Annotated in this window: 6 protein-coding genes; 5 read left to right on the forward strand and 1 reads right to left on the reverse strand. The window is 68.6% G+C overall.

What is annotated here, in order from left to right:
- The first annotated feature begins 271 nt into the window (after nucleotides 1-271).
- The gene (locus AC5W54_RS22190; protein WP_495964273.1) at nucleotides 272-727 is read left to right on the forward strand and encodes a hypothetical protein; all 456 of its coding nucleotides are present in this window, start codon (nucleotides 272-274) and stop codon (nucleotides 725-727) included.
- Between the two features lie 52 nt (nucleotides 728-779).
- Nucleotides 780-1,217 carry a low molecular weight protein-tyrosine-phosphatase gene (locus AC5W54_RS22195; protein ID WP_495964274.1) on the forward strand — a complete coding sequence of 146 codons (438 nt, stop codon included), beginning with the start codon at nucleotides 780-782 and terminating at the stop codon, nucleotides 1,215-1,217.
- Between the two features lie 234 nt (nucleotides 1,218-1,451).
- On the opposite strand, the gene acnB is transcribed toward AC5W54_RS22195, so the two are convergent.
- Nucleotides 1,452-4,055, reverse strand: a complete 2,604-nt coding sequence (acnB, locus tag AC5W54_RS22200; RefSeq protein ID WP_495964275.1) for a bifunctional aconitate hydratase 2/2-methylisocitrate dehydratase — start codon at nucleotides 4,053-4,055, stop codon at nucleotides 1,452-1,454.
- Nucleotides 4,056-4,307: 252 nt separating this feature from the next.
- Between acnB and AC5W54_RS22205 the strand changes: the two genes are divergently transcribed.
- The 3 genes from AC5W54_RS22205 to AC5W54_RS22215 are packed head-to-tail and all read left to right on the forward strand — an operon-like array spanning nucleotide 4,308 to nucleotide 9,377.
- The gene (locus AC5W54_RS22205; protein ID WP_495964276.1) at nucleotides 4,308-4,751 is read left to right on the forward strand and encodes a DUF1289 domain-containing protein; all 444 of its coding nucleotides are present in this window, start codon (nucleotides 4,308-4,310) and stop codon (nucleotides 4,749-4,751) included.
- A gap of 22 nt (nucleotides 4,752-4,773) precedes the next feature.
- On the forward strand, nucleotides 4,774-5,433 hold the full coding sequence (locus AC5W54_RS22210; RefSeq protein WP_495964277.1) for a MiaE family protein: 660 nt from the start codon (nucleotides 4,774-4,776) through the stop codon (nucleotides 5,431-5,433).
- A 38-nt stretch (nucleotides 5,434-5,471) separates the two neighbouring features.
- Complete coding sequence (locus AC5W54_RS22215; protein ID WP_495964278.1) at nucleotides 5,472-9,377, forward strand: ATP-binding protein; 3,906 nt, start codon at nucleotides 5,472-5,474, stop codon at nucleotides 9,375-9,377.
- Nucleotides 9,378-9,518: the final 141 nt, after the last annotated feature.

The following is a 9,518-nucleotide window of genomic DNA, read 5'->3' on the forward strand; positions in this document are numbered from 1 at the left end:
AAGCCTGGCGGAAGGCGAGCCAATCACGATGCTGAAACCATCGACTGGAGAGCCGTGTGCGGGAGAACCGCACGCACGGTTCGGAGGGCGGGGAGGCTAAGCCTTCCCGACCCCTATCAGGGAGGCAAATCCCCCGCCTGGTAGGCGCTTGGCTCCGCCGAGCGATTGGCGCCGCAGGCGCCTTGGCGGTGTCGATATGGCGGGCATGGCCACCGCCGCCCCGCCCGAATATGGCAGAATAGCCATTTTGCAGTGAACGAAGGGTCGCCGCATGGCGTATGTTCTGGTGATGGGCGGTCTGGCGCTGTCTGTGTTCTTCACTTTCGGCTGGTTATTGCTGCGTACCGGCCAGTGGCTGGCACGTGGCTTGCCAGGCGGTGCGTCGCGTCGCGGCGGACGGCCGGTGCGCAAGGCGCCGGCGAAGAAGCCCGCCCGGGCCCCGGCGGCGAAGGCGCGCCCCCGGGCGGCCAAGAAGAAGCGCGAACCCCGCGAGCCCTGGCGGCTGACCCGGTGGCTCGCCCGGCGGCGCTTCGCGCTGCCGCTCTCGCTGCTGGCGTTGCTGCTCTACGGCCTCACGCGCCTGGCAGAGTACGGCATGGCCTTCCGCCCCAACGACGTCCCCGGCGCCTACCACAACCTGGTCGCCACCCTGGGCTGGATCGCCGCGGTGCTGCTCGGCCTGGCGCTGGTCAACCTGCTCGCCGCCTGGCGCTGCCGCGAGCGCTGATTCCGCCTTGTGGGGCCCAGTATCTTCCGATTCCCAACTCGATGGAGTGAGCATGTTCCAGCATATTCTGGTGGTCTGTATCGGCAATGTCTGTCGCAGCCCGGTGGCCGAGGCGATGCTCAGGCAGCGGTTGCCTGGCCGACGCGTCGAGTCCGCCGGTCTGGGAGCGCTGGTGGGGCACGGCGTCGAGCCCACTGCCCGGGCGCTGGCCGAGGCCGACGGGCTCGAGGTGGCCGGTCATCGGGCGCGACAGCTCAATGCCGGGATGCTCGAGACCGCCGATCTGGTGCTGGTGATGAGTGAGGGGCAGCGCCGGGCCGCCGCCGACCTGGTCCCGGCGGCGCTGGGCAAGACCCTGCTGCTCGGCCGTTGGCTGAACGACGGCCAGGGCCGCGAGATCCCCGACCCCTATCGCCGCGATGCCGAGGTATTCCACGCCGTTCATGGCCTGTTGCGAGAGGCCACCGAGGCCTGGGCGAAGCGGCTGTAGGCGATACCTGGGTACGAGAATGCCCCCCGGTGCCTGGCGGCGCCAATCGCTCGGCGGAGCCAAGCTCCCACCAGGCCGATGTTGAGCCCCCTGGGGGAGCCACGCTCCTGCCAGGTGGCACACAAAAAAAGCGCCCCGGTCGGGGCGCTTCGGTCATCGGCTCTGGCCGCCGCGCGACGGCCATCGATGTTGCGAGCATCGGAGTCGAACCTGACTCTATCAGAATCCGGGGTATCAGGCTTCCTGGGCGATCGGAATCACGCTGGAAGCGGCGTTCTGATACTCCTCGATCTCGTGGAAGTTCATGTAACGATAGATCTCCCCGGCCATGGCGTCGAATTCGCCCATGTAGCGGCGATACTCGTCGACGGTGGGCAGGCGACCTTCCACGGCGGCCACGGCCGCCAGTTCCGCGGAGGCGAGGTACACGTTGGCACCGTCGCCGAGGCGGTTGGGGAAGTTGCGGGTCGAGGTGGAGACCACGGTGCTCTTGGCGGCGACGCGGGCCTGGTTGCCCATGCACAGCGAGCAGCCCGGCATCTCCATGCGTGCCCCGGCGCGGCCGTAGATGCCGTAGTAGCCTTCCTCGGTCAGCTGGTGCTGGTCCATCTTGGTCGGCGGGGCCAGCCACAGGCGGGTCTTCAGGCTGCCGGCCGGCTGCTTCTCGAGCAGCTTGCCCGCGGCGCGGAAGTGGCCGATGTTGGTCATGCACGAGCCGATGAAGACCTCGTCGATCTTCTCGCCGGCGACGTCGGAGAGCAGGCGGGCGTCGTCGGGGTCGTTCGGCGCACACAGTACCGGCTCCTTGAGCTCGGCCAGGTCGATCTCGATCACCTCGGCGTATTCGGCGTCCTGGTCGGCGCGCATCAGGCTCGGGTTGGCCAGCCACTCCTCCATGGCCAGGATGCGGCGCTCGATGGTGCGCTTGTCGCCGTAGCCGTTGGCGATCATCCACTTGAGCAGGGTGATGTTGGACGTCAGGTACTCGGTGACGCTCTCCTCGCTCAGGGTGATGGTGCAGCCGGCGGCGGAGCGCTCGGCGGAGGCGTCGGAGAGTTCGAAGGCCTGCTCCACGGTGAGGTCCTCGAGGCCCTCGATCTCCAGCACGCGGCCGGAGAAGGCATTCTTCTTGCCCGACTTCTCGACGGTCAACAGGCCTTCCTTGATGGCGTAGTAGGGGATGGCGTGGACCAGGTCACGCAGGGTGACGCCCGGCTGACGCTCGCCCTTGAAGCGCACCAGCACCGATTCCGGCATGTCCAGCGGCATCACGCCGGTGGCGGCGGCGAAGGCCACCAGGCCCGAGCCCGCCGGGAAGGAGATGCCCAGCGGGAAGCGGGTGTGGGAGTCGCCGCCGGTGCCCACGGTGTCGGGCAGCAGCATGCGGTTCAGCCAGCTGTGGATGATGCCGTCGCCCGGGCGCAGCGAGACGCCGCCGCGGTTCATGATGAAGTCGGGCAGGGTGTGGTGGGTGTCCACGTCGACCGGCTTCGGGTAGGCAGCGGTGTGGCAGAAGGACTGCATCACCAGGTCGGCCTGGAAGCCGAGGCAGGCGAGGTCCTTGAGCTCGTCGCGGGTCATCGGGCCGGTGGTGTCCTGGGAACCGACGGTGGTCATCTTCGGCTCGCAGTACATGCCGGGGCGCACGCCCTCCATGCCGCAGGCCTTGCCGACCATCTTCTGGGCCAGGGTGAAGCCGCGGCCGCTGTCCTTGGGCTGCTCGGGCAGGCGGAAGACGTCGGACTGGGGCAGGCCCAGGGACTCGCGCGCCTTGCCGGTCAGGCCGCGGCCGATGATCAACGGGATGCGGCCGCCGGCGCGCACCTCGTCGAGGATCAGCTGGGTCTTGAGCTCGAAGGTGGTCAGCACCTCATCGGTGCCGTGCTTGCACACCTTGCCCTCGTAGGGGTAGACGTCGATGACGTCGCCCATCTCGAGCTTGGAGACGTCCATCTCCACGGGCAGGGCGCCGGAATCTTCCATGGTGTTGAAGAAGATCGGGGCGATCTTGCCGCCGAAGCAGAAGCCGCCGGCGCGCTTGTTGGGCACGTTGGGGATGTCGTCGCCGAAGAACCACAGCACCGAGTTGGTGGCGGACTTGCGCGAGGAGCCGGTGCCGACCACGTCGCCGACGTAGGCGACCGGGAAGCCCTTGGCCTTCACTTCCTCGATCTGCTTGAGCGGGCCGGTGGTGCCGGGGACTTCCGGCTCGATGCCGTCACGCTCGTTCTTGAGCATGGCGTTGGCGTGCAGCGGGATGTCGGGGCGTGACCAGGCGTCCGGGGCGGGAGAGAGATCGTCGGTGTTGGTCTCGCCGGGCACCTTGAAGACGGTGAGGGTGATCTTCTCGGCCAGCGCGGGCTTGGAGAGGAACCACTCGGCGTCGGCCCAGGACTGGATGACGTCCTTGGCCACGGCGTTGCCCGCGCGGGCACGCTCTTCCACGTCGTGGAAGGCATCGAACATCAGCAGGGTATGCTTGAGCTGCTCGCCGGTCTCCTTGGCCAGTTCGGCGTCGTCGAGGAGTTCGACCAGGGAGACGATGTTGTAGCCGCCCTGCATGGTGCCCAGCAGCTTGACCGCATGGACCTTGTCGACCAACGGGGACTCGGCCTCGCCCTTGGCGACGGCAGTCAGGAAGCCGGCCTTGACATAGGCGGCCTCGTCGACGCCCGGCGGAACGCGATTGGTCAGCAGGTCGAGGATGAATTCCTCTTCCCCGGCCGGCGGGTTCTTGAGCAGTTCGACCAGTGCGGCGACCTGTTCGGCATTCAGGGGCTTCGGCGGGACGCCCTCGGCGGCGCGTTCTTCGACATGTTGGCGATAGGCTTCAAGCACGTTGGGGCCCTCATCTGTTGTGTTGCCCAAGGCAGCTCGAAACGGCGATGAAGATCGGCGAAAAGAGTGCCTCGGCGGGTGAAACAACCGTAGTCACTGGGTGGCGCGATTCTACGGGAAACTGTCGACAATGTTAAGCGAGCCCCGTGGTTGGGCTCTTGAACTTTGGTCGGCGGGATATCGGTGCCGCTACATGATGTCACGAAAGGCCGCCCGCGTTACCATTGGCGGCGTATCAACGGAGAGGTGTTCATGGGAGCCACCATCACGTCGCCCTGTGTCGGGCTCTGCTCCACCACCCTGGGCGATCGGGTCTGCCGCGGTTGCCAGCGTGGCGACGACGAGATCCGCGACTGGTTCGGCCTGACCGCACCCCAGCGAGCCGAGCGCATGGCCGAACTCGATGCCCTGCGCGAGGCGGTGGCGGCACGTTACCTGCGCCTGGTCGATGGCGAGCGCCTCGAGGCCCAGCTCGCCCGCCATCGTATCCGCGTCCGGCCCGAGCAGCCGCCGCTGTCGCGGGCCGTGGAACTGCTGCGGGTGGGGCGCGAGCGGATCCGTGACCTGTCCCGCTATGGCCTGGCGCCCCTGGAAGCGTTCGCCGATCTGGATGCCGGCGAGCTGCATGTGCGCCTGAGCGCGGCCCTGGCGGAGGCCGCCGAGCGGCGCCGCGCCCACGATGCGACCCTCTCCTGAACCCCCTGTCGAGTCGATGACCATGCAAGAGACCTCTTCCGCCCCCATGGGCAAGTCCCGGGAAGCGCCCGGCGCCGATAGGTTGCTGCCCCCCGGCCTGCTCGACTTCCTCGCCTGTCGCACTCCCGATGCCTGGGTCGCCTGGGCGCTGGAGAACCCCGAACTGCTGCTGATCGACCATGCGCAGTGCGAGAAGAAAGCGGCTTCCACGGCCATGAGCCTGCTCTACCGCTACGTCGACCAGCCGCTGCTGTTGACCAAGATGTCGCAGCTCGCCCGCGAGGAGCTGCTGCACTTCGAGCAGGTGGTGACCCTGATGGAGGAGCGCGGTATCACCTACCGGCACATCGGGGCGTCGCGCTATGCCGAGGGGCTGCGGCGTCATGTGCGGGCTCAAGACCCCGAGCGATTGGCCGATATCCTGATCATCGGCGCTTTCATCGAGGCGCGCAGTTGCGAGCGTTTCGCACGGCTGATTCCGCACCTCGATGACAAACTTGCCAAGTTCTATCGCACTCTGGTTAAGTCGGAAGGACGCCACTACGAGGATTATCTGATGCTGGCCCGGCATTTTTCCCAGGCGCCCATCGAGTCACGCGTCGCTTTCTTCGCCGAGTGCGAACGGGAGCTGATCGCCACGCCCGATACGGTGTTTCGTTTCCACAGCGGCGTGCCGGCCTGAGAAGAGGCGACCGCTTTTGCCACGCAGGATCGATCATGATGCGGGATTCTTCCGACGTCGTTGACACCAAGGGACCGGATCAGTTGGCGCTGTTCGGCCATTTCTCCTTGACCCTGGGTGAAGACGCGATATCCCAGTTCAGCTACGACAAGGTCAAGGCACTGCTGGTCTACCTGCTGCTGCACCAGCAGCCGGTGAACCGGGCGACCCTGGCCGAGCTGCTGTGGCCCGACCAGGGGCTGTCGTCGGGGCGCACCAACCTGCGTCACGCCTTGCACTGCCTGCGTCAGTCGCTGGGGGAGGTGGCCGATCAGGTGCTGGTGGTGTCGCGCCAGACCATCGCCTTCCGCCTGCCGCCGAGCTGGCACTTCGACCTCGACGAGGTGCGTGCGCTGCTCGAGGGGCCGCGCGACGTGACCACTCTGGAGGCCCTGCTCACCAGTTACCAGGGCGACCTGGTGGAGGAGCTGCAGCTCTCGGCCTGCGCCGAGTTCCAGCGCTGGCTGGTGCAGATGCGCAACGAATGGCGTCAGCGGGTGATCCGTTTCGCCGAGGCCGTACTGGAGCAGCACGATCCGATTCCCGACCACCTGCTGCAGGCCCTGGTCAGCCGCTTTCCCGGCTACGGTCCCTTCCACGAGCGGCTGGTGCACCAGCTCGCCGAGCAGGGGCAGCTGGCGGCGGCCCACGAGCAGTACAACGCCTACCTTCAGCTGCTGGCGCTCTCCGGGCAGCAGCCCGAGCCGGCCTTCCTGCAGCTGGCCCGCTACTGGTCCGATGGTCAGTCCGAGGGCCGTGGGCTCGGTACCCACAACGGCTTCTCGCGCACCCTGGCGGCGGACAGCGCGCCGCTGCGCGAGGACGAGATCGAGCAGCGCCAGCTCTCGGTGATGGCGATTCGCCTGCGCCTGTCGGGCGACCTCTCCTCGCGGGCCGAGACCCGGGCCTGCCTGGCGCTGCAGTTCGAGCTGATGCGCTGGCTGGAGCAGCAGTGCCATCACCTGGGGGGCTTCTGGCTGCCCGGCGCCTCCGGGGGCCTGGGGCTGGCCTGCTTCGGCACCCATGGCCCGGCCCACCAGCTGGCCGAGCTGGTGGCGCTCTTCGAGCACTGCCGGCGTATGCTGCCCGAGGAGTCGGCCCGTCACTGGACCGGGGAGGGCGAGCCGCCGCGCATCGAGCTCGCCGCCGGCCTCAATAGTGGACGGGTCGTCTACCTGCCCGAGCGCCACATGGTCGATCCCATGGGCCAGGTGACCCAGGGCTCGCTGGACCTGATGAGCGCCGCCGAGAGCAGCGAGCTGGTGATCTCCCAGGAGGCGAGCCAGCACATGCCGCCGGCACTCGACCTGCAGCCTCGGCTCTCGTCGCGGCTGGTGGCCTGTGACGGCCGGGTACGCCTTCGCGCGCTCGTCCTCGGTGCAAACGAAGGTGGGCGCGAGGCGTTGCCGCCCAGCCTCATCGGTCGCGAGCCGGCGCTGCGCACCCTGCGGGATGCCCTGGCCCGGGCCGGTATCGGCCTGCGCCAGAGCGTGCTGGTGCGCGGCCCTTCGGGGATGGGCAAGTCGGCACTGATGGTCGGTTTCCGTCAGCTGGAGCAGAGCCGCGACGCGGCGATCTGCTGGCAACCGACGACGCGGCTCTCGGTCCAGGAGCCCTATGGCGTGGCAAGGTTGTTGCTGCGCTGGCGGCTGGGCAGCGAGATCGACGCCGAGACCCTCTCCCGCCTGCTCGCGACGATCGGGGCGCCCGCGCTCGACGAGCGGCGCCGGCAGCTCCTCGAGGAGGCACTCGGCGTGCGCGAGCCCGACGAGATGTCGGTGCTGACCCGGAGCGGCGAGGCCGTGGAACTGGTGGTGGGGGTGCTGCATCAGCTGATCGTCACCCTGACCCGCGAGCGCGCGCTGGTGGTGATGATCGACGACCTGCAGTGGCTCGACGAACCCTCCTTCAAGGTGCTGGCCGGCCTGCAGGCCCGGCTGCCGATCAACTGCGCCTTCCTGCTGGTGGCCAGCCACCATGGGCGTGAGTCGCTGCCGGCCCGGCTTCACTGGGACCAGCAGATCACCCTCGGCCGGCTGGATGCCATGCAATCGTCGCGGCTGCTATCGCATCTGGCGCGCCGCTACCGCCTGCACCTCAGCCCGCGGTTGCGGGGGCAGATCATCGAACGCTGCGACGGCGTGCCGCTCTACCTGCAGGAGATCTGCCGGCGGGTCGACATGGACCGACGCGAGGGACGCAGCGTACAGCTCGACGAGTTGCCTCGTGGCCTGCTGGGGCTGCTCGCCAGCCGCATCGACCAGCTCGACGGTGACCGCGCGGTGGCCCACGTGGCCGCCGTGCTGGGCCGGCGCTTCCGCCTCGACTTCCTCGCCGAGTGCAGCGGCTGGGAGATGCCGCGACTGACCCAGGCCCTGGAGCAGATGCGCCGGCTGGAGATCATCGAGCCGGCCGAAGGCGAGGAGGGCGGACGCGAGTTCCAGTTCACCCACCAGCTGCTGCAGGAGGCCGCCTACCTCTCCTGCCCCCGCGACGTACGGGTGAGTATCCACCGCCAGGTGGTCGAGCTGATCGAGGAGCGTTTCCCGATGTGGATCAGCCGGCACCCCGGTGACTTCGCCACCCACCTGCGGCGCAGCGGGCAGTATGCCCGCGGGGCGCGCTACTTCGAGCTGGCCGCCCGTGAGGCCCTCAAGGTCAGTGCCAACCGCACGGCGCTGAAGATGGCCGACTTCGGCCTGGCCACCCTGCGCCACGTGGACGACCAGGAGGAGCGCGAGATCAGCCTGCTCACCGTGCGCGGTCAGGCCGCCTTCGCACTGGAGGGGCACGGCTCGCCGACCGCTCACGAGAGCTTCGCCCGGGCGCGGGAGCTGCTCGCCGGCAACGGCGGCGAGCCGGCCGATTGCGAACAGGCTTTCCTGGTCAACTGGGGGCTCTGGGTGGGGTGTAGCCAGCGTCACGCTCACGCCGATGCCTTCTCGCTGGCCTCGCGGCTGGCCGATCTGGCGGCGCAGCTCGATGATCCGCGCTACCGGCGCCTCGCCGACTATGCCCGGGCCAGCTGCGAATACTGGGCCGGTCGCATCGGCCAGGCCTACGACCACCTCGAGGAGATCGACCCGCTCAATGTGCCGATGATGATCGAGTGGCTACCATTCTCCGACCACCCCCAGGTGGCGGCGGCCTGCTTCCAGGGCTGGGCGCTCTGCCTGCGCAGCGACTACCGTCGCGCCGAACATCAGGTCGAGTCGGCCATCCGCCTCGCCGAGCAGATCAATCATCCCGGCAGTCTGGCCATGGCGCTGCTCTATGCTTCGGCGCTCTACCGCCAGCTCGGGCATGTACACCTGGCGGCGAGTCGCGCCGAGCGCGCCTTCGAGCTGACCAGTACCCCGGACCTGCACCTGTGGCAGATCGCTGCCCGCGCCGTGCTCGGCTGGCAGCGGGCGCTCTCGGGTGATCGTGACGGCTTGGCCCAGGTCGACGCCGCCCTGGAGGAGCTCTCCGAGGTCACCGGCCGCGACCGCTACCAGCGCCCGGCGCTGTGGTACGTGGACGCCTGCATCGCCCTGGGTGAGCTGGCCCGGGCTGAGGACTACCTCGACCAGACGTTGCTGATCGCCCGGGAGCGCACCACCCTGTTGGTGCCGGAGCTGGCCCTGCACCTGGCGTGGGTCCGCCACCGGCTGGGGCACTCCCGCGAGGAGGTGCGGGCGCTGGCCGAGCAGGCCCTGAACCAGGCTCGCAACGATGGCAACCTGCACCAGCAGCTCTGCGCCCTGGAGCTGTGGCTGACCCTGATCGATCCCAATGACGAGGCGGCCCGCGAGGAGCTGCGCGGCCTGCTGGGGGGGGTGAGCCACAGTGATGCACCGGTGCTGGTGCGCTGGCGGACGCTGCTCGACCGGCGATTGCCGATTGCCGTCGATGCCGAGGGGTAGGCGGCGCCGCAGCGCCCCCTGATAGGGGTCGGGAAGGCTTAGCCTCCCCGCCCTCCGAACCGTGCGTGCGGTTCTCCCGCACACGGCTCTCCAGTCGATGGTTTCAGCATCGTGATTGGCTCGCCTTCCGCCAGGCTTCGG

It is taken from the genome of Halomonas sp. LMYGS-3, assembly GCF_059509875.1.

What these genes read in the sequence shown, in the direction of transcription:
- AC5W54_RS22215 (WP_495964278.1), top strand. Translation starts at nt 5,472, where the DNA reads ATGCGGGATTCTTCCGACGTCGTTGACACCAAGGGACCGGATCAGTTG.
- AC5W54_RS22210 (WP_495964277.1), top strand. Translation starts at nt 4,774, where the DNA reads ATGCAAGAGACCTCTTCCGCCCCCATGGGCAAGTCCCGGGAAGCGCCC.
- AC5W54_RS22190 (WP_495964273.1), top strand. Translation starts at nt 272, where the DNA reads ATGGCGTATGTTCTGGTGATGGGCGGTCTGGCGCTGTCTGTGTTCTTC.
- AC5W54_RS22195 (WP_495964274.1), top strand. Translation starts at nt 780, where the DNA reads ATGTTCCAGCATATTCTGGTGGTCTGTATCGGCAATGTCTGTCGCAGC.
- AC5W54_RS22205 (WP_495964276.1), top strand. Translation starts at nt 4,308, where the DNA reads ATGGGAGCCACCATCACGTCGCCCTGTGTCGGGCTCTGCTCCACCACC.